Annotated in this window: 16 protein-coding genes; 2 read left to right on the top strand and 14 right to left on the bottom strand. The window is 30.3% G+C overall.

What is annotated here, in order from left to right; genetic code table 11:
* Positions 1–59: 59 nt before the first annotated feature.
* The 5 genes from ACTG48_RS04025 to ACTG48_RS04005 all read right to left on the bottom strand — a co-directional run bounded on the left by ACTG48_RS04025 (position 60) and on the right by ACTG48_RS04005 (position 5,886).
* On the bottom strand, positions 60–788 hold the full coding sequence (locus tag ACTG48_RS04025) for a DNA alkylation repair protein (RefSeq protein ID WP_021383472.1): 729 nt from the start codon (positions 786–788) through the stop codon (positions 60–62).
* Between the two features lie 428 nt (positions 789–1,216).
* A complete protein-coding gene (locus tag ACTG48_RS04020; RefSeq protein ID WP_479918207.1) occupies positions 1,217–2,521 on the bottom strand; it encodes an MATE family efflux transporter in 1,305 nt (434 codons plus the stop codon).
* Between the two features lie 78 nt (positions 2,522–2,599).
* Entirely contained in the window at positions 2,600–3,493 is an 894-nt protein-coding gene (locus tag ACTG48_RS04015) for a helix-turn-helix domain-containing protein (protein ID WP_479918206.1), read from the bottom strand.
* Between the two features lie 287 nt (positions 3,494–3,780).
* Entirely contained in the window at positions 3,781–5,643 is a 1,863-nt protein-coding gene (locus ACTG48_RS04010; RefSeq protein ID WP_479918205.1) for a heavy metal translocating P-type ATPase, read from the bottom strand.
* A gap of 21 nt (positions 5,644–5,664) precedes the next feature.
* Positions 5,665–5,886 carry a cation transporter gene (locus tag ACTG48_RS04005; protein ID WP_021383518.1) on the bottom strand — a complete coding sequence of 74 codons (222 nt, stop codon included), beginning with the start codon at positions 5,884–5,886 and terminating at the stop codon, positions 5,665–5,667.
* Positions 5,887–6,069: 183 nt separating this feature from the next.
* Here ACTG48_RS04005 and ACTG48_RS04000 point away from each other — a divergent pair, with 183 nt between their 5' ends.
* A complete protein-coding gene (locus tag ACTG48_RS04000) occupies positions 6,070–6,423 on the top strand; it encodes an ArsR/SmtB family transcription factor (RefSeq protein WP_021383444.1) in 354 nt (117 codons plus the stop codon).
* Positions 6,424–6,692: 269 nt separating this feature from the next.
* On the opposite strand, the gene ACTG48_RS03995 is transcribed toward ACTG48_RS04000, so the two are convergent.
* The 3 genes from ACTG48_RS03995 to ACTG48_RS03985 form a co-directional block, all read right to left on the bottom strand.
* Complete coding sequence (locus ACTG48_RS03995; RefSeq protein ID WP_479918204.1) at positions 6,693–7,781, bottom strand: GGDEF domain-containing protein; 1,089 nt, start codon at positions 7,779–7,781, stop codon at positions 6,693–6,695.
* Between the two features lie 283 nt (positions 7,782–8,064).
* A complete protein-coding gene (locus ACTG48_RS03990) occupies positions 8,065–9,924 on the bottom strand; it encodes an ABC transporter ATP-binding protein (protein ID WP_479918203.1) in 1,860 nt (619 codons plus the stop codon).
* Positions 9,924–11,660: an ABC transporter ATP-binding protein gene (locus ACTG48_RS03985; protein ID WP_479918202.1), complete on the bottom strand. Its 1,737-nt coding sequence runs from the start codon at positions 11,658–11,660 to the stop codon at positions 9,924–9,926. The genes ACTG48_RS03990 and ACTG48_RS03985 overlap by 1 nt, the downstream gene beginning before the upstream one ends.
* Positions 11,661–11,928: 268 nt before the next feature.
* Here ACTG48_RS03985 and ACTG48_RS03980 point away from each other — a divergent pair, with 268 nt between their 5' ends.
* Positions 11,929–12,807 carry a LysR family transcriptional regulator gene (locus tag ACTG48_RS03980; protein ID WP_479918201.1) on the top strand — a complete coding sequence of 293 codons (879 nt, stop codon included), beginning with the start codon at positions 11,929–11,931 and terminating at the stop codon, positions 12,805–12,807.
* A gap of 113 nt (positions 12,808–12,920) precedes the next feature.
* Here the strand turns inward: ACTG48_RS03980 and ACTG48_RS03975 are convergent, their stop codons facing one another.
* The 6 genes from ACTG48_RS03975 to rpmI all read right to left on the bottom strand — a co-directional run bounded on the left by ACTG48_RS03975 (position 12,921) and on the right by rpmI (position 19,943).
* The gene (locus tag ACTG48_RS03975) at positions 12,921–14,819 is read right to left on the bottom strand and encodes a metallophosphoesterase (protein ID WP_479918200.1); all 1,899 of its coding nucleotides are present in this window, start codon (positions 14,817–14,819) and stop codon (positions 12,921–12,923) included.
* Positions 14,820–15,128: 309 nt separating this feature from the next.
* On the bottom strand, positions 15,129–17,054 hold the full coding sequence (locus ACTG48_RS03970; protein WP_479918199.1) for a metallophosphoesterase: 1,926 nt from the start codon (positions 17,052–17,054) through the stop codon (positions 15,129–15,131).
* A gap of 441 nt (positions 17,055–17,495) precedes the next feature.
* Positions 17,496–18,413: a DHH family phosphoesterase gene (locus ACTG48_RS03965; RefSeq protein ID WP_021383513.1), complete on the bottom strand. Its 918-nt coding sequence runs from the start codon at positions 18,411–18,413 to the stop codon at positions 17,496–17,498.
* A gap of 171 nt (positions 18,414–18,584) precedes the next feature.
* A complete protein-coding gene (locus ACTG48_RS03960) occupies positions 18,585–19,121 on the bottom strand; it encodes a helix-turn-helix domain-containing protein (RefSeq protein WP_479918198.1) in 537 nt (178 codons plus the stop codon).
* 216 nt (positions 19,122–19,337) lie between these two features.
* Positions 19,338–19,694 carry a 50S ribosomal protein L20 gene (gene rplT / locus ACTG48_RS03955; RefSeq protein ID WP_021383519.1) on the bottom strand — a complete coding sequence of 119 codons (357 nt, stop codon included), beginning with the start codon at positions 19,692–19,694 and terminating at the stop codon, positions 19,338–19,340.
* Positions 19,695–19,748: 54 nt separating this feature from the next.
* Positions 19,749–19,943: a 50S ribosomal protein L35 gene (gene rpmI / locus ACTG48_RS03950; RefSeq protein WP_003429729.1), complete on the bottom strand. Its 195-nt coding sequence runs from the start codon at positions 19,941–19,943 to the stop codon at positions 19,749–19,751.
* Positions 19,944–19,959: the final 16 nt, after the last annotated feature.

The following is a 19,959-nucleotide window of genomic DNA, read 5'->3' as shown; positions in this document are numbered from 1 at the left end:
GATTCAATAATATCAATCATCACACCTTTAGGGTCTTGCACTATACTAAAAACACCTCTCTATTTTTGATTTCTCATACCATGCTTGATAATCCATTCTTGCATGTCACTTGAAGATGATTTTCGCCACTGTTCGATAATGTATTCTGCTTTCTCTGGCGATTCCTTATACAAGTCATTCAAATTGTTACCAACACTCTTTTGAACAAATTTTTCTGGGTCATCTTTAAGGTTGGTAAGAATTTCTACATATCGTTCAAACTCTTCTAATGCTACAAGCAATTTTTCTGACCATGGCAAACGAATCCTAACACCTTCACTTGCCAATCTACGCACATGCACATTATCATCATGTGTCCATACAATCAACTCGTCCATCACTTCTCTTGGATGTTCTTTCAGCAAGGAGCGAATAGCATACTCACCTGTAAACCGTTTTGTCAATTCTTTCAAAAATGATAAAGATATTTTCCAATTTTCATTTCCATAACGTTCGACATATCTGCCAATAGGCCACAACCACCAGCCAAAGCTAAACATTCCTTCTGGTTTAGTTAACTCTGGCCCTAACATGTTGTAAAAAGCATGAATACTATTCGAATAATCAGTCCCCATATTTTTTTGCATTGAGTCTACTATACAATCAAATCGTGCAAATAATTCCTTGTCATCAAGTTGACCGATTAAGTCACCAGAAAATGCTTTTGAGTTAAAACTTGGCATTACGGAGGATAGTTTTTCAGAAATTTCTAAAACATAGTGGTCATCATAATGTTCTTTATGTTTCATAATGTTTTACTCCTATAAAGTTTATTTTTATAGTAACATGCGTACAGCATGTATGTCAATTAACTTTTATTTATCTTTATACTCAAAATTGAAAGCAATATATCGGTGTCACAAAGTTCTGTTTTTTCTTTCTTGGAAGCCCATTATTTTATTTTTCTCTTGTAGCTCTTTTTTAACTTTCTATAGCATTTTAATATAATTAAATGTGTAATTAAGATGAAAAATATTTAAAAATAAATAGCAGTAAAGACTTGCAAAGCATATAATAATATGGCACAAGTCTTTTTACTATTTCAAGGTAGATTTATTTATTTTGATAATATATTCATCTGTAGCACATAAATTCCCTGTGCTTTTGTTATCTGTTTATTCATACTATGTATCTAATGTTTATTCAAATACTTCATATCACGCCCTCCATATCAGTTTTATGCCAATTTTTTTAATTTCCTAAATTCCTTAAACATCATGAATAAGCATAATACCCCCACAAAACCATCAACCAGTGCAATAGCAAGCCACACTCCAGTTTCTCCTAAATTTGCTATCATAGGAAATAAAATAACCGCAGGAATGAATAAAATTATTTGTCTTAACATCACAAGCATACTCGCTTTACTAGCTGTACCTAAAGACTGAAATAACGTAACAATCATGATGAAAACTGCTAATGCACTGTATGTGGAGAACATAAGTCTAAAGTTGCTAACACCTTGTGTAACAATATCATTTTCTGTAATAAATAAAGAAAGGATTTTTTCAGGAATAATTTGTATTGGTAAGAAGAAGCATAATGATAATACAATTGCACTAAGCACAAATACTTTTGTTAATTTAATTGTTCTACTATAATTTTTAGCACCATAATTTGTACCTACAACTGGTTGGAAACCTTGACTCATCCCCCATAATGGAACAAATGCAAAATTTTGTACACGTAGTGCAGCTCCTAATAAAATATATGCGCTTTCTCCACCGTATCGTGAGCCTATATTAAATATAACTGTTTGTTGCACTAATGTCATTACTTGCATTAACATAGCAGAAATACCAACAGAACAAATTTCAGGAATAATATCCCATTCTAGTTTCAATCTTTTGATTTTTATACCTTCACTTTTTCTTGTAAAGTACAACATGCTGATACAGAACTGTACAATTTGAGACACTAAAGTAGCATAGGCAGCACCTTGAATTCCCATTCCATATTGATTAAAATAAGTAATGAAGATAGGGTCTAAAATGATATTCAAAATCGAACCACTTGCAATTATTACCATTGCTTTTTTCAATAACCCTTGTCCACGCATAACCATATTAGAACTTTGAGTGAAATTGATAAACAATGAACCAGCAAAAATGATTTTCAAATAACTTTCAGCCTGAGTAAGCATCTCTCCCTCTACACGGCTAAATTGCAATAATTGACGTGTAAAACACATACCTATAATAGTTATAATGATTGATAAAATTGTAATCATCATAACAAGATTTCCCATTATCTTATTTAATATCGCTTTATCTTTCTTACCAATTGCTCTTGATAATATAGAAGCCGAACCCACTCCTACAAGTGTAGAGACACCTCCATTGATTAATGTAAGTGGGTAAGAAACACTTACAGCTCCCATTGCAGTTGAACTCACTAGCTGTCCAACAAATATAGCATCCATTATATTGTACAAAGCAACTACCACCATGCCAATAATGCCAGGAATACTTAGTGAAAACATTAATTTTAATGGACTTTCTGTAAGTAATCGTGTACGTGTGTCATTTTTTTCGTTCATAAATATATCCTCCTTTTTATTTTAGTCCAGTTCTAATAGAACCTTTCTTCTATACTCCAAAGGACTCATTCCATAGACTTCCTTGAATGTTATTGCAAATTTACTTTGACTTTCATAGCTGACTGCAAGTGCTATGTCAGAAATTGAACTACTTGTATCTCTTAGTAATTCTGTAGCCTTTTTCATTCTGTAATTTTTCATGTATTTCACAATTGTCATTCCGTAAACTTCCTTGAAGTAGACTTTTAAGGTTGTTAGGCTAATAAAATACTTTTTAGATAATTCATCAATAGTATATCGCTCTGCATAATTTTTCGTTATGTAATCTTGTATCTGTTTAATGGTTTTTACATGATATTTATAATAATTTTCTTTTTTCTCATCATGTGGTTTATTTAAAACACTCATAGACAAAAGTAACTCTATAACCTTCATTTTCAAATGTGCTTCTTTAATATCATCAGGAATTTTATATAATTCATAAAATAGATGTTCTATCTGTTTTGTGGCTCTCATAACAAAGCATCCATCATCCATACAAAATTTATCCTTGATGCTATAAATATCTACAGAATCATTTTCTAATATTTCAGGAAGATGTTTACTCAAAGTATCTAAGTATAAATTTACAGATATTCCCTCATAATGTTCTAGTGGAAAATTCATAGCTTCTACAGGATTATCCAACATATTAATCCCCAAATCTCCTTCACCTAAATATAAATAAGTTCCATCTTTAAGTTCACACTCTACTCTACCTTTAAGACAATAGCTTATTTCTAATACATTATTTTTATCTTGACCATCTAAATTAAAATTAGATACATTGTAATTGTTATATATAAGTTCTATGCCCGAAAAAACTTTATAAATCGCCGTTTCATTCATACTACTTGAATATCTATTTTTATCCATTTCCTCATCTCTTTCTTACATATTGTATTATGCTTTTTTAGCTTAACCATAACTATTATATAGAGTATGTTCATATAAATCAGTTACACACCTACATTAAATAGTCCTAAAAAGCCATTAATTTTTTGCTGTAAAAGAGAGCAAGACATACCATAAGGATACGCCCTGCTAATTACTTCGTCATCACGTTGAAAAGTAACATGATTTCCTTGATTTTGTCTTCTTCATCAGAAGTCCCTACATCATCTTTTACATAATGTTCACAAGTCATTCATTCAATATTAGCTTTAATTTTTAAAGTTATTAACTCTCAACGCTCTCATTGAATTAAGTATGGCAATGAAAGAAACACCAACATCAGCAAATACAGCTTCCATCATTTCAGCCATCCCAAAAGCACCTAGAATTAATACAATTGCTTTAATTCCTAAAGCAAAGATAATATTCTGTTTCACAATTTTTAGTGTTCTCTTTGATATATATATTGCAGAATTGATTTTTGTGATTTTATCATCCATAATGACAATATCTGCCGCTTCAATAGCAGCATCTGAGCCTAATCCCCCCATAGCAATACCTATATCAGCACGAGTAAGCACTGGTGCATCATTTATTCCATCTCCTACAAATGCAAGAGAAGTATTATCTACTTTATTGTTTAAAAGATGTTCAACTTGTTTTACCTTGTCTGCTGGTAACAATTGAGAATAGACAGTATCAATGCCTAATTTATTGGCAACAGATTCAGCAACAGCCTTATTGTCACCAGTTAACATAACAGTTTGACTTACCTTATTAATTTCTTTTAAATCGTGAATAGCTTGCTTTGCTTCTTCTTTGATTTCATCTGCAATAAGAATATAACCAATATATTTTCCATTAAGAGCAACATGAACAACAGTGCCAACAGATTTTGAAACTGGTATTTTAATTTTAGCTTTCCTCATAAGTTTTTCATTACCAGCATACACTTCTGCACCATCAAATTTAATAAATACTCCATTACCTGAAATTTCCGAGGCATCACTAATTCTTGTTGATAAAATTTCTTTTCCATATGCTTTCTTTAGAGATTCAGCAATTGGATGATTTGAGTAACTTTCAGCATAAGCAGCTATTTCAAGTAATGTAGCTTTTTCAACATCTACAGGAACTATTTCTGTCACTTCAAATGAACCCTTTGTCAATGTACCAGTCTTATCAAATACGATTGTTCCAGTCTTTGATAAAGTTTCAAGATAATTACTACCCTTAATCAAAATGCCATGCTTAGATGCTCCACCTATCCCACCAAAAAATCCTAGTGGTACAGAAATAACCAATGCACAAGGGCATGAAATTACTAAGAATGAACAAGCCCTATGAATGTAATCTGCAAATTCTGCACCCTCAATAAATAAAGGTGGTAAGAACGCAAGACACACAGCCGCAACAACAACGATAGGTGTATAGTATCTAGCAAATTTAGTAATGAAATTTTCAGTTTTTGCTTTTTTACTACTTGCATTTTCTACAAGTTGTAGTATTTTAGACACTGTTGATTCACCGAATTCTTTTGTTACTTTTATGGTAATTAATCCTGTTTTATTTATACAACCACTTAATATTTCAGTTCCTATCTCTACCTCTCTAGGAACTGATTCTCCTGTCAAAGCAGATGTATCAACTAAACTATTTCCTTTTACTATGATTCCATCAAGTGGTATTTTTTCACCTGGTTTAATTACAATCAATTCTCCTAAAGAAACATCCTCTGGGTCTACTTTAACTAAAGAACCATTTTTTTCAACATTTGCATAATCAGGACGAATATTCATTAATTCTGTAATTGATTCTCTTGAACGACCAACCGCATATTGTTGAAACCATTCTCCAATTTGATATAGCCACATTACCATAAAAGCTTCTGGATAGTCTTTGGTTACAAATGCTCCAATTGTTGCTAACACCATTAAGAAATTTTCATCGAATACTTGGCCATGCCCTATATTGGTAACAGCTTTCTTTATAATATCGCCACCAACAATTAAATAAGCTACCAAGAATAATACAAACTGAATTGTATTATTCATTGGCATAGTAATAGCACCTAAGAAAACGATGAAACTTATGAATATTCGGCAACGTAAATTCTTTAACTTCTTACTCATATGTTTCCTCCCAGTAGCTGATTACTTGATTACAATTTCGCAATCAGGTTCAACTTTTTTACATACTTTAATGATTTTCTGTAGAATCTCATCAAAACTTGCATCTTCTGCATCTAGTGTCATTTTTTGTGTCATAAAACTAAAATTCACAGAATTAACACCCTCAATCTTTGAAGCAGCATTTTCCATTTTAGCTGCACAGTTAGCACAGTCTAAATCAATTAAATCAAATTTTTTCCTCATCAGAAACTCCTCCTTTCAAAATCCAATAGTTGTTCAACTATTCAACTATTGATTAAATTATAGTTGAACATATATTCAATCGTCAAGTCCCGATTAGACATTTTAAATGTTCTTAAAGATAGCCTATTTATTTGACAATTGAACAAGTAATCAATTATAATTACAACTATGGAGGTACATGCTATGGAAAGAAAATGTGATTGTGAAGCCATACACACCGATTTAGTAGAAAAAACATCAAAAAAAATGCCAAAATTGAATTTACTATATGATTTATCTGATTTTTTTAAAATTATGGGAGATGGAACAAGAATTCAATTATTGTGGGCACTTTTAGAAAATGAAATGTGTGTAGGAGATCTTGCGTCTCTCTTAAATATGACAAAATCAGCGGTTTCTCATCAGTTAAAAACACTTAAAACTGCTAAATTAATTAAATCAAGAAAATCAGGTAAACTTGTTTTTTATTCATTAGATGATAGCCACATCAAAGGAATACTTGAGGTATCCTTAGAACATATATGTGAAAAAGAATAATGTTCAATAAAAACAGACTTAACATACTTAAGTATTAGAATATTTTTATAAAAGTCATCTATTTTCAAATAAAGTAGATGACTTTTACTTATATTATGTGACAATTTTCATTTTTATCGAAAATCATATAGAATTGTTATATTTAAAATAAATAAAACTATTAAAAATAAACAGAAAAATAGCCACTTCAAGTGGCATAAATTTTCCAAATATAAGTCATAAACACATATATATTTCGATAGTAATTAGTGACTACATAATTATTATAATTATTCAAAAACAATTCTATTCTTTCCATTATTTTTAGCTATATAAAGTTTCTTATCAGCTCCATTTACTAGCTTATCAATAGTCATATCTCTGGTATACTCTTCTAATCCACCACTTACTGTAATCTTATTTACTAGTTCTATCAATCTTTTATCACTATAAACTCTAACACGAATACGTTCAGCAACTTCAATAGCTCTATCTTTTGTAAAATTAGGCATTGCAATAATAAACTCTTCTCCTCCATACCTTGAAGCAATTCCGTCTTTTCCAATTTCTTCAGTTAAAATTTGACCAAATCTAATCAATACCTTATTTCCACAAAGATGACCATATTTATCATTTACTTTTTTAAAATCATCTATATCAAATAATACAATGGATAAAATCCTCTCTTCTACTGGCTTTTCTAATATACTAGTTATATATTGTATCAAATACCTTCTATTATATAAATTCGTCAAATCATCTACAATTGCTTGTCTTTTAAGTTTCTCATTTAATTTATATACTTTATCACGTTCATAAGAATATTCTTGCAAGACTATTATCATTATTACACTTAAAAACAATGAAACAATAATAAAACTACTTATTGTGTCTGATATACGAGACTCCCCTATAGATATAATTAGGTTAGGATAATTAAATGCTAGAAATATAGATACTCCATACACAATTATAGATATAAACAACATAACTATTCTCTTATATCCATCAAGTGTCAATGATATTACACATATCCCCAATAAGAAATAAAGTATCATCCCACTATTTACTCCCCCACTTATAAAAAAGAGTGTCGGAAATAAAAATAGATTAAGCCCTATATTAATTACTACACGTCCTACATTAACATATCTTGTTTTAAAAGAATAGATTGCCAATATTGACATTATACAAAAACAAAAAAAACTACCCCATACTGATATACTAGGAAGACTACTAAAAAGAGCTGCAACAAAAGCTAAAAATGAACAAATAACACCAGCAAAACAAAAAAGATAAAAAAGCCTTTCTTGTAAGTTTAATTCTTTATTGAAATACTTATACATATATTTTTTAATATACTGTTGTATAGATGCCAAATATTTAATCTCCTCCTTTATTAAGATATTTTCACTTAATTATATTTATAATATTATATCATAAAACAAGTAGGTTTAAATAATGACTTATATATCCAATATATAACAGTACTCTTATTTAATAAGTGTATATAGTAAAAATATATAAGAAAACATTAAAAATAAAACTTCTAAAAAATAATAGACAATTACATACATAAAATAATAAAGAAAAGCACACATATTATGACTTAAGGTGCCTTGCTTTATCTATATATTTTATGAAAATTTATACACCATAATCCTATTCCAACTCAAATGCCCCTGTATAAAGACTATAATAAACACCTTTTTGATTTATCAAATCATCATGTGTACCTCTTTCTATTATACGTCCCTGTTCAAGAACTATAATCGCATCTGAATTCCTAACAGTAGACAATCTATGTGCTATTACAAAGACAGTTCTACCTTTCATAAGATTATCCATACCTTGCTGTACCAGTGTTTCTGTACGTGTATCAATAGAAGATGTTGCTTCATCAAGAATCATTACTGGCGGATTTGCAACTGCTGCACGAGCAATAGAGATTAGTTGTCGTTGACCTTGTGAAAGACTAGCACCATTTTGCGTCAATATAGTCTGATACCCATTTGGCAGTCTAGTAATAAAATCATGTGCATTTGATAATTTAGATGCCTCAATACACTCCTTATCTGTAGCATCCATTTTACCATATCTTATATTATCCATAATTGTCCCTGTGAATAGGTTGACATCTTGTAAAACAACACCCAATGAATGGCGTAAATCTGTCTTTTTAATTTTATTGATGTTAATACCATCATATCTAATTTTTCCATCTGCTAAATCATAAAAACGGTTAATCAAATTTGTGATGGTAGTTTTTCCAGCTCCAGTTGCACCAACAAATGCTATTTTTTCTCCTGCTGTTGCTTCTAGAACTATGTTTTTTAGTACTAATTTCTTTTCTGTATATCCAAAATCAACATCAGAAAACTGAATATCACCTTTTAAAGGAGTATATGTTATTGTACCATCATGATGAGGATGTTTCCATGCCCACACACCTGTATTATCAGTCGTTTCTATTACTTCACCATTATTAAATCTAGCATGTACTGATGTAACATATCCATTATCTTGTTCAGGTTCTTCATCAATTAATTCAAATATACGTTCTGCTCCTGCAAATGCCATAGCCATCATACTAATCTGTTGTGCAATCTGTGAGACAGGCATACAAAATGTTTTTGACAAGTTTAAGAAAGCCACAATCATTCCAACTGTAATAGAGCCTACACCATGCAATGCCATAAGACCTCCAAAAAGAGCAATTAACACGTATTGCAGATTACCAAGTTGCATAATAGCTGGCATAAGTATATTACCGTATTTATTTGCTTGCGTAGAATCTAAACATAAATCTTTATTCTTTCTATCAAATTGTTGTTTTGCATCTTCTTCATGACAGAATACCTTAATAACTTTTTGACCATTTATCATTTCTTCAATATAACCTGTAATATTTCCTAATGTCTCCTGTTGCTTTATAAAATATTTTGCACTTGCACCACCTATTTTTTTAGTAGTTATACTCATGATGACTGTAACTATTAAAACTAAAATTGTCAAAGGTACGTTACTTATAAACATAGAAATCAATATAACGACTACTGTAATAATAGCCGAAATAAATTGTGGCAATGCCTGTGAAATAAACTGACGCAACGTGTCTGTATCATTCGTATAATGACTCATAACATCTCCATGTGTATGAGTATCAAAATAACTAATAGGAAGCTTTTGCATATGTACAAACATATCATCTCTGATTTCTTTCAAAGTTCCTTGAGAAATCTTTACCATAATTCTATTATAGAGAAATGTTGCGACAACACCTAAGATATAAATACATGCCATTAAAATAATAGTATATAATAACCCACTAAATGATGGATTATCCTCAAGTAAAAGTGGAGTGATATAATCGTCAATTAATGTTTGTAAAAACAAAGAACTTATAACAATCGTACAAGAACTAAAAAGGATACATACAACAACTGTACTAAATAAAACTTTATGTCTTCCTACAATATAGGATAACAGTCGTTTGCATACACTGAATACTTTTGTTTCCATCACTTATCATCTCCCTTCGTTTGCGAATCATAGATTTCCCTATAAATTACATTCGTTTTTAGCAGTTCCTCATGTGTTCCATACCCATTGATTTTACCGCCTTCCATGACAATAATATAATCAGCATCTTCTACTGAAGAAATACGTTGTGCAATAATAATTTTTGTAGTCTCTGGTATTTCCTCACTAAATGATTTTCTAATCATTGAATCAGTCTTTGTATCGACTGCACTTGTAGAATCATCAAGTATTAAAATTTTTGGTTTTTTTAACAAAGCTCTTGCAATGCACAGTCTTTGCTTTTGACCACCAGAAACATTTGTCCCTCCCTGTTCAATATACGTGTCATATTTATCTGGAAATGTTTCAATAAAAGGATTTGCCTGTGCCAATTTACAAGCATGTATCATTTCTTCTTCACTAGCATATTTATTTCCCCAAAGTAAATTTTCTTTAATTGTCCCAGAAAACAACTCATTTTTTTGAAGAACCATTGCTACTTCATTACGAAGCGTAAATAAATCATAATCTTTTACATTTACACCTCCTATTGTAATTTTCCCCTCTGTAACATCATAAAGACGTGGTATTAATTGTACCAACGAACTTTTCCCACTTCCAGTTCCACCTATAATCCCTAATGTTGAACCAGCTTCTATATGAAATGAAATATTTTTTAGACACTCTTTTTCTTTATCATCTACGTAACTAAACGATACATTATCAAAACTTATTTCTCCATTTTCCATATGATATACAGGATTATCACCATTTTTCAAGGAACTCTCTTCATCTACTATTTCTATAATTCGTTCAGAAGAAGCTCTTGCCATATTAATCATAACCATAACCATAGATAACATCATAAGACAATTAAGAATATTCATGGCATATGCAATTAAGCTCGAAAGTTCCCCTGTAGTCATTGTAGTTGCGTTGCTTGAAACTATCATCTTTGAACCAAACCAGCAAAGTAGTAGTGTGCAACAATATACTGAAAACTGCATTAATGGCATATTATATGCAACAATTCCTTCAGCTTTTCCAAACGTCTTGTATATTTTTTCTGAGATATTTTTAAACTTCTTGATTTCAAATTTTTCTCTTACAAAAGATTTAACTACTCGTATACCTGTGAGATTCTCTTGCACAACTCCATTTAAATCATCATAAGTATTAAACACTCTTTCAAAATATGGATGGGAACGGTTTACAATGAAATACAAACCAACGCCAAGAATTGGGATTGCAATTAAAAATATAGATGATAAACTCGCATTAACCATAAATACAGCAACCAATGAAAATACAAGCATAAGTGGAGCACGAACAGCCACACGAATAATCATCATATAAGCATTTTGGACATTTGTAACATCAGTAGTTAATCTTGTTACAATACTGGAAGTTGAAAATTTATCAATATTAGCAAAAGAATAGTCCTGTATTTTATAATACATATCCTTCCTTAAATTTTGTGCAAATCCAGCAGATGCAGTAGCACAAAAGCTTCCAGACAGGATTCCAAAAAATAACCCTAAAAATACACAAACAATTAAAATCGTTCCAAATCGTACTAGGGTCTGTGTATTGTTTCCACTGATTCCCACATCAATCATTTCTGCCATAATCAGAGGAATCAAAATTTCCATTAAGACTTCCAATATAACAAATACTGATGTTAGTATAGAAGCCTTTTTATACTCTTTAATAGAACAAGCTAATTTTTTAATCATACTCTATCTCCTTTTCTAACTAATTTTTAAGATGTTGACTTATTCTAAGTTTTATCAGACAGCTTCAATTATCTATAATTTTCTTACTTAACTTTTATTTATTTTGTTATAGAAATGGGTATACTTAGATGTCTAATATTTAAAATTTTATCATTATCTGTTTTAAATGAGAATTTCAAAAAACGCAATAATATTAGATAAAATCTAATGTTATATTGAAATTATAGTATCTTCCAATTATACTTTTAATATGGAAAGAAGGTGCTCTATGAATACTCAACAATTAGAATGTTTCGTATGTGTTGCTGACAAGTTAAATTTTACAAAAGCTGCAGAAGAACTTTTTTTATCTACTCCTACAGTTACTCACCATATCAAAAATCTAGAAGAAGAATTAGGAGCAAAATTATTTATACGAAATTCAAAAATGGTTAGACTGACAGAAATGGGAACTATGTTTTATAGTGATGCCAAGGATATACTCAACAAAATAGAAGTATCACAGAAAAGGATGGCAAAAGCTACTTCTCAGAACACTTCTTTTTTACGTATTGGATGTTCTAGTCATGCTGAACTCAATAAATTACAAGGTATCTTGTCAGACTTACGAATCGTCTTCCCACAGGTATACCCTTTAATCTTTATGGAGGATTATTTTAAACTTAAAAATTTATTCAATAATAAACATTTAGACATTATGCTTTCGACAAGAGAAATGATTAGAGATATGAAAGAATGTTCTTTTAAAAAATTAAAAGATGCTAAAAATTATGCTATTATGTCCTCACAATCCATACTTGCTAAGAAAGATAGTGTATCTTTTGATGATTTAAAGACAAATTGCTTAATTATATTGAATCCTAAATTTATACCATTTCAACATGGGAATGTATTGCAGGAAAAAATAGCATTACATTCTCAAAGCCACTTTAATATTGTATGTGAAAATGACCAAGCAAGTATCCTACTTGCAAATTGTGGATATGGTATAGCAATATTACCTGAACATTGCATACCAGTGGAAAGTGATGGCTTTATTATTCGCCCAATCACTGAACAAGCTCTCATTGAATACGGTATTGCATATCAAAAAAATGTAAAGGAAAAATATATTCGATTCTTTATAGATAATTTTACTTGTCTGTAAATAAAAGAGAAGAACCTCAGATATAAAGGTTCTTCTTTTGTGTTTTAATATACAATTCTTTAATCTTTTAACTATATCTAGGCCTATTTTTGTCTAAATTAAATTTTATTGACTTACTTCATTTTTATTGACTTACTGTACTTATTGATGACATTCCATTTACCATTTTCTTTTCTTAATTCAAGGCTTATTTTAGAATAACACTCTTCTCCAGATTGTGTTACTATAACCTTATCCCCAAACTCATTCTTATAACTATGTTCTTCAATTTTATTTTTCGTATGACCTACCACAATAGCATCTATTCCATCTACTGACATAGCAAGTTTTTTTATTTCATTGCTTGGATTTTTTAGGGCCATATTATTATCTGAATGAACAACTGCAACGATTACGTCTGGATTTTCCTTTTGCATAACCCTTATCCATTCTTCTGCATCTTTTACCAAATTGTTTGTATATAATTTTTCTGTTTCTTCATGAATCTTTAAATTCTTTGAATCTTTATTTGAACCTGAATCACTTGAATCTTTTTCATCCTTATCTACAGTAAGACCCAATACTCCAACCTTTATACTCCCCTCCCTAGTTTCCACTTTATGCATTATATATGGTTTTACATAATTTTCTCCAGACTCATTATATATATTAGCTGACAAAACTGGTATCTTCATTTCCTCAAAATTTTCTATAATAGAATCCAATATAGATTTTTTTTCTTTAAAATTATTTTTATCTGATGTAAGCTCATGGCTACCAAGTACTACTGCATCATAACCGAGGTATACAATTGGCCATTCATTTATTTTTTTATGGATACCTTTCTTTGCATTGTACTGCCACTCTTTAGACCATTTAGTCATTTCTTTTGTGTTGGTATCCAGAAAATCCCCAGTATCAATAAATATAGGCTGGACATCTCTATCTCTTTCATTAAACAAGCTGACTACCATTTCATCTGAAAAATTTTGATGCAGACCAGATGTTGTGATTATATTTACCTCTTTTCCAAATATTTTTAACTCACTGTACTTATCTTTTATAGACCACTTCTCATTTTTCTTATCTAACTTAAAATTAATCTTTGATACACTATTACCATGAGCTCCAGGTTGTGTTACTATTACTTCTTCACCAGACTTATTTTTATATGTATGCTGTTCTATTTTTTCATGAGTATGCCCTGCTACAATAGCATCTATACCATCTACAGTAGTTGCTAATTCTTTTATTCTATTTCCTGGGTTTTTAGGGTTTTTGGGTTCTTCACCTGAATGTACGATGGCAATTATTATGTCTGGCTTTTCCTTTTTCATAACCTTTACCCACTTCTTAGCATCTTCTACTAAATCATTTGCATATAATTCTCCTTTATACTGTGCTTGTTCCCCAAGTTCTCTAGCTTTTTTGTCTTCCTCAAAATTTTTAAATCTTGAGCGTTCACCCACTTCCTTTATAGTTAGACCTAATATTCCAACCTTTACATCCCCTTTATCAGTCTTTACACTTTTCATTACATATGGCTCTACATAGTTTTCTCCAGATTGTTTATATACATTTGCTGACACCAATGGTATATTATTATTTTTAAAATCAGAAACCAACCTATCAAGGCTTTGTTTATCATTAGAAACAAATTCATGATTTCCAAATGTAACTGCATCATATTTCAGCTTTGCCATTTCTTTAGCTAAAGGAACCTCCCCTTCACGTGGTTCAGCTATTTTTTTGTACTCTGGTATACCATCTTTAAATCTTACCAGTTTTTGTCCAGTAAACCACTTGTTCATTTCACCACTTTGCATATCAAAAAAATCTCCTGCATCTACCATAAGTAAATTCTCATCGTATTTTCTTTCTTCCTCAACATAGGAAACCAAATTATCTGGAATAATTGAATGTAAATCACTTGTAGCAAGTACATTGATTTCTGTATCTTTGGTACTTTGACACCCTACGAGTAATACTATTAAAAATATTATTGATGCCATTATAATAAATTTTATTTTCATAAAAGCCTCCCCCTTAGATTTTTGGATGATAATAAAATTTAATATCATGCTTTATCTTTACTATATAAGTTTGTACTATTTATTATACTAAAAGAACTATACGTAAATTCCTTTTTAATTAAATCTACATATAGTTCTCAATATTTTTTATTAGTAAAACAAAACTTACTCTAGGACACTCAAATTATCAAACAAGATTTACCCTAGTATACTCACAATATATTTACCACATTGAAAATACTCTTATCTATTCATCTTATCCATATTGCTAATATTAGACATTTTGCTGTATCTATAAATTTTATAAAATTATTCGACTGCAACTGTTTTACTAAATTTATCATTGATAACCCATGAACCTTTTTCTTTATTTACTTTAAAAGTAATTTTAGAATAATATTTACCATGTTCTCCTGGTTGTGTCACTATAACTTTATCTCCAGCTTTATTTTTATAGTCATGTTCATCTATTTTTTCATGAGTATGACTAGCTACAATCGCATCAATTCCATCTACTGTAGTTGCTAGTTCCTTTATTCTATTGCCTGGATGCTTTGGATTTTTAGGTTCTTCTCCTGAGTGTACTACTGCAACTATTATATCTGGCTTTTCTTTTTTCATCACTTTTACCCACTTTTTTGCATCTTCCACTAAATCATTTGCGTACAATTTATCTTTGTATTGAAATTGCTCTTGTAAATTTACATTTTTAAGACCTTTACCCACTTCTTTTATAGTAAGACCCAATATTCCTACTTTTACATTTCCCTCATTCGTCTCTACATCTTTTATGAGATATGGCTTAACATAATTTTCACCAGATTGCCTATATATATTTGCTGATAATACAGAAATTGAATCCTGTTCAAAATCCTCTATAACCTCATCTAAAAGACGCTCATCTGACCAAAACTCATCTTTTTCAGATACAAACTCATGATTTCCAAGTACTACTGCATCATACATACCCTGATTCATAGATTTAACCATTGGACATCTACTAATCTTTTTGCCTGTATTCTTATCTCTTATATTTTTCCACTCTTTATACCACTGAGTCATTACCTCTGTTTGAGGATCTAAAAAGTCACCTGCATCTACTACTACAGGTTCAATCGGATTACTTCGTTCATTAATAAGGTCAACAGTTAATTTGTCAGAGAAATGTGAATGTAAATCTGCAGTAGCAACTATACTTACTTCTTTATCAATTACTTTTAATTTACTATACTTTTCCTTTATTTCCCACTTATCATCTTTCTTATTTAATTTAAAATTAATCTGTGACACACTATCTGCATGTGACCCTGGTTGTGTCACTATTACTTCTTCGCCAGACTTATTTTTATATTTATGCTCATCTATTTTTTCATGAGTATGACCAGCTACAATTGCATCTATCCCGTCAACTGTAGTTGCTAATTCCTTTATTCTATTACCTGGATTCCTATTTGTTTTAGGTTCTTCCCCTGAATGGACAACTGCAACTATTATATCTGGACTTTCTTTTTGCATTACTTTTACCCATTTTTTTGCATCTTCTATTAAATCATTTGAATATAATTTTCCCTTGTACTCAGGTTGTTCTCCAAGTTCTCTTGCCTTTTTTTCTTTTTCAAAATCTTCAAGACCATGATTTTCCCCTACTTCTTTTATAGTAAGACCTAGTATTCCGACTTTTACATTTCCAGCATCTGTCTTAACATTTTTCATCACATATGGTTGTACATAATTTTCTCCAGATTGTTCATATATATTTGCCGATACCAATGGCATATTATTATTTTTAAAATCAGAAACTAGTTTATCAAGATTTTGCTTATCATTTGAAATAAATTCATTATCTCCAAATACTACAGCATCATATTTCAATGGTGACATATCTTTGACTATAGGTACCTCATCTTTACTTGTCTTAATTATGTCTTTATATTCTGCTCTACCATTTCTTCTAATAACTAGCTTTTTTCCAGAAGTCCACTCCCACATTTCTTTACTTTGTGTACCAAAAAAATCTCCTGCATCTACCATGAGTAAATTTTCATTCTTTGCTCTTTCTTCTTTTACATATGAAACCAAAGAATCTGTCACAATTGAATGTAAGTCAGCTGTACCTAGTATTTTAATTTCTGCATCTGGTGTTTCCTCTTCTAAATTTTCAGTACTTTGACACGCCACAAGTAGTGATACTATTAAAAATATCATAGATGTCATTATAAAAAATTTTATTTTCATAAAATCCTCCCTCTTAAATCTTTAGATTATAATAAAATTTAACATCATACTTTATTTTAAACTATAGCAGTTTATATGATTATGAGCAACATTCATTTAGGCATCAGATTTTATATTCAAATATATACATTTTATCCCTTATATTATTTGTATTTAATCATATTTTAAGTTGTTATATTAAATAGAACGATTACGAGTCATGTTTTGGTATGCAAGTATATTTAGTGCATTTAAAGCTGTACAATAATGAATATGATTTAAGACGAGATATGGGAGAATCCTGATACTAAGCTCAGTTTCTACTATAGGTATGATAGTATGGGCATTTCAATTAGTAAAATATTAAAGAACTGCATTGTACCACTTCACAACCTTATGTGAAAGGGTACAAAGAAGTTCGATTTTATTTATATTAGCTTTTATAATTTATAAGTTCATTCATTATTTTTTAGGATTTACAAGTTCATCAAGTAACTTTGGAAGTAGTTCCTCTATTTGCTCATCATTGAACTGGCAAGTTCCAACAGCTTTATGTCCGCCACCGCCATACTTAAGCATTAGACTACCAACATCAACATTAGAAGTTCTATTTAAAATACTATATCCAACAGCTACAGAACACCCTTTTCCACCTTTACCATTTACAATCCAAGCAGATATGTTTTGTTCTGGATACATACTGTAAATCATAAAACGATTCCCTGTGTAGATTGTCTCAACTCCACGTAAATCAGAAATGATAACATCTCCTTCTACATGTGTATATTGAGCAATCATCTCTTTAAATTTACTTGTTTGCTCAAAATAAACATCTATACGTTCTTTTACATCTGGTAATTCTAAAATTTCTTCTGTACTTAAAGTTCTACATGCATCAATTAGCTTTTCCATTAATTGATAGTTAGATATGGTAAAGTTTCTCCAACGACCGAGACCAGTCCTTGGGTCCATAAGGTAACCAATTAAAATCCATCCAGTTGGATTTTGTACTTCTTCTATTGTAAGATTTCCAGAATCAACTTTGTCTACTGCCTCTAACATCTCATTAAAATGAGGAAATCTTTCACTTCCACCATAATACTCATAAATAATTCTTGCACAAGAAGGAGCCATACGACTTTCACCTTTGTACTTTCCTAGAAGCTCATTTCTCTCAAACTCACTAGAGTGATGGTCAAACCAAAGACCACAACCCTCAACAAATGGTACATTTGCAAGACAATCATCTTCTGTTACCTCAACTAATCCATCCTGTAAGTCCTTAGGATGAGCAAATTTCCAATTATCAATAATACCTGCTTCTTTTAATAATGCACCACATACTAATCCATCAAAATCAGAACGTGTAATTAACCTCATAAGTTTCATCCCCTTTACTTTAAATATGTCATATATATACAATCTTTTCCTTAAATATATCATATCATTTTATATGTCAGCTTGATATACATTTTATTACATACATTGAAATAAAAATACTAAAAAAGCAACAGCTTTATATGAAAATCAAACTGTTACTTTTTATTACTATTAATATTCTTTAGGTGGTGTAATTATTAATCCTATAGAGTGCAATCTTCTTCCCTCTCCATGTAAATTATTTTTAAGAGGTTCCAGTATATTAGCAATCTTTTTATTCGCTTCAACTATCTCATCAACACTAGCATACACTGGACAGACAGAAAATCCCGAACCATCTTTTAAGATATCCTTTTCCCCTTTTTCAGCATACTCATAAAACTCTTTTAAAAATACTATCATATATTGAGTAAATAGCTGTGCATATGCTTCTCCAGAATTCTCATTTATAATATTCTTTACATCATCAGCGATATCCAACTTCATAGCATATACTTTTTCAACAGTTCCTCTTATTTTATTTTCTTCAATCACTTTTATAATGTCATCTTCTAGCATTTTATTAAGATAGCGATAGAGTGTAGCTTTTGATATGTCTTGAAATTTTTCGCCTAACTGTTTTGCTGTAGTTCTGTTATTTGAAAAAATCTCAAGTAGCAACTTACATTTAGTTGGGTTTACAAAACAATCCATCAACTTATCATTCATATTGCATTACCTCCCATAATATTCTTAATAAGATAATATTATCATGTTGATAATATCAATTCAAGATTACTTGGAAAATTTTTACATTGGGTAATATCATTTTCTATAGTCAAATAATAACAGTAAAATTTTTTCATAAGCAATTACTTTTCAAAAAATAAAAAAGCCCTTGAATTATTTGTATAACTCAAAGACTTTACATTTCATGATTCAATACTAAGCTAATTTTGCTTTAGCAGCTTCTGCTAATTTTGCAAATCCTTCTGGGTCTTGTATAGCCATTTCAGATAACATCTTTCTGTTAACTTCAATACCAGATAATTTTAATCCATTCATTAATCTTGAATAAGATATTCCATTCATTCTAGCAGCTGCATTTATTCTTTGTATCCAAAGTTTTCTGAAGTCTCTCTTCTTTAACTTTCTTCCTATATAAGCATTTTTTAATGCTTTCATTACGAATGTATTTGCTGGTCTATATAATTTGCTTCTAGATCCTCTGAATCCTTTTGCAAGTTTTAATATTTTCTTGTGCTTTTTACGAGCGTTCATAGCTTTTTTAACTCTTGCCATCGTTATGACCTCCTTTATATCCCTCTTCTATAGTTATTATTTATAATCTGTATCCTAGTATGGTAATAATTGTGCTATTCTCTTAGCATCTCCATCACTTACTAAAGTTGATTTTCTTAAGTTCATTTTAGTTTTTGCAGATTTTTTAGTTAATATATGTTTTTTAAAAGCTTTAGCTCTCTTTAACTTTCCAGTTCCTGTTTTCTTTAATCTCTTTGCTGCACCTCTATGAGTTTTCATTTTAGGCATGACAAATTCCTCCTCT

It is taken from the genome of Clostridioides sp. LIBA-6822 (assembly GCF_056688955.1).
This window is presented reverse-complemented; position numbering and strand designations above follow the sequence as displayed.

Bases quoted from the DNA above. Each gene is read 5' to 3' on its own strand.
- ACTG48_RS03985 (WP_479918202.1), bottom strand. From the start codon at position 11,660: ATGATTAAAAAATTAGCTTGTTCTATTAAAGAGTATAAAAAGGCTTCT.
- rplT (WP_021383519.1), bottom strand. From the start codon at position 19,694: ATGGCAAGAGTTAAAAAAGCTATGAACGCTCGTAAAAAGCACAAGAAA.
- ACTG48_RS04000 (WP_021383444.1), top strand. From the start codon at position 6,070: ATGGAAAGAAAATGTGATTGTGAAGCCATACACACCGATTTAGTAGAA.
- ACTG48_RS04020 (WP_479918207.1), bottom strand. From the start codon at position 2,521: ATGTTTTCACTAAGTATTCCTGGCATTATTGGCATGGTGGTAGTTGCT.
- ACTG48_RS04025 (WP_021383472.1), bottom strand. From the start codon at position 788: ATGAAACATAAAGAACATTATGATGACCACTATGTTTTAGAAATTTCT.
- ACTG48_RS03990 (WP_479918203.1), bottom strand. From the start codon at position 9,924: ATGGAAACAAAAGTATTCAGTGTATGCAAACGACTGTTATCCTATATT.
- ACTG48_RS03965 (WP_021383513.1), bottom strand. From the start codon at position 18,413: ATGAGGTTAATTACACGTTCTGATTTTGATGGATTAGTATGTGGTGCA.
- ACTG48_RS03980 (WP_479918201.1), top strand. From the start codon at position 11,929: ATGAATACTCAACAATTAGAATGTTTCGTATGTGTTGCTGACAAGTTA.
- ACTG48_RS03960 (WP_479918198.1), bottom strand. From the start codon at position 19,121: ATGAATGATAAGTTGATGGATTGTTTTGTAAACCCAACTAAATGTAAG.
- ACTG48_RS03970 (WP_479918199.1), bottom strand. From the start codon at position 17,054: ATGAAAATAAAATTTTTTATAATGACATCTATGATATTTTTAATAGTA.
- rpmI (WP_003429729.1), bottom strand. From the start codon at position 19,943: ATGCCTAAAATGAAAACTCATAGAGGTGCAGCAAAGAGATTAAAGAAA.
- ACTG48_RS04015 (WP_479918206.1), bottom strand. From the start codon at position 3,493: ATGGATAAAAATAGATATTCAAGTAGTATGAATGAAACGGCGATTTAT.
- ACTG48_RS03975 (WP_479918200.1), bottom strand. From the start codon at position 14,819: ATGAAAATAAAATTTATTATAATGGCATCAATAATATTTTTAATAGTA.
- ACTG48_RS04005 (WP_021383518.1), bottom strand. From the start codon at position 5,886: ATGAGGAAAAAATTTGATTTAATTGATTTAGACTGTGCTAACTGTGCA.
- ACTG48_RS04010 (WP_479918205.1), bottom strand. From the start codon at position 5,643: ATGAGTAAGAAGTTAAAGAATTTACGTTGCCGAATATTCATAAGTTTC.